The 1,069-nt window shown below is 60.3% G+C and carries 1 protein-coding gene; it reads left to right on the top strand.

All coding sequences use genetic code 11. The features are described from left to right. Positions 1 to 513 precede the first annotated feature (513 nt). Complete coding sequence (locus QJT78_RS51525; RefSeq protein WP_049810211.1) at positions 514 to 1,047, top strand: integrase core domain-containing protein; 534 nt, start codon at positions 514 to 516, stop codon at positions 1,045 to 1,047. Positions 1,048 to 1,069: the final 22 nt, after the last annotated feature.

The raw sequence follows: 1,069 nt of genomic DNA on the forward strand, positions 1-1,069 counted from the left end.
CGCTCGCAATTGTGCATGTTCCCTAATTCGCTGATTGGATCGCTCCACCGGAGGCCGATCCGATGCGCGATAATAGCTACGACCGGACGATTGAGCGCAACTATCTACAGAAGTGGCGTTTTCTGATTCCGGAGTACGAGGCGGTGAAGGCTGGCCGATCGCCGCTGTTCAAGCGGGTCGGCGACTTCTACCGGCACCACGGGACCTGCTCGCAGACGTTCCGCAAGTATTACAATCGCTATCTGCAGAGCGGCGAGGAAGCAGATCTGCTGCCGCGGCGGCGCGGTCCGAAGTGGCGGGAGCGGCGCGAGCCGGAAGGGATCGAGGCGGAGATCGTCGCCCATCGCAAGCGGGGTATGAACCGTTATGAGATTCATGCCGTCTTGCGCGAAACACGCGAGACGGTACCTTCGCCGATCACGATCTACCGGGTGCTGAAACGCTACCGCCTGAACCGCCGCACGCCGGCGATGCGTGAGGAGAAACTGTATTATCAAGGACAAGCTCGGGGAGTTGGGCCACGTCGACCTGCATCAATTGCCGCGCGACATGTTCCTCGCGCCACCCCCGGTCACGGCCTACCTCATCAGCCTGATCGACAGCTGCTCGCGCCTGGCCTGGGCCGAGGTCCTGACGTCCAAGAAGGCGCTGCCGGTCATGTTCAAGACCCTGAAGATGATCAACACCCTCAACATCACCTATGGGCTCGTCTTCCAGGAAATCCTGTCCGACAACGGCGCCGAGTTCGCCGCCCGCACCAAGCCGGACGAGCATCCGTTCGAGGCCATGCTGCTCGAACTCGGCATCAAACACCGCTACACCAGGCCCTATCGGCCGCAGACCAACGGCAAAGTCGAGCGCTTCTGGCGCACCCTCGATGAGGACGTCATCGAAGGCGCAACCTTCGACAATCTCGACCACCTCGCCAACGAACTGTTCGAGTACCTCGTCTACTACAACAACCATAGACCCCATCAGGCCTTGGCAGGACAAACTCCCAAGGCCTTCGCCGCTACCAAGACCACCGCGATCCAATCAGCGAATTAGTGAACATCGACAGCAATGACGG

The sequence above is a fragment of the Bradyrhizobium sp. Mp27 genome, from assembly GCF_029953005.1.
Lineage (GTDB): Bacteria > Pseudomonadota > Alphaproteobacteria > Rhizobiales > Xanthobacteraceae > Bradyrhizobium > Bradyrhizobium barranii.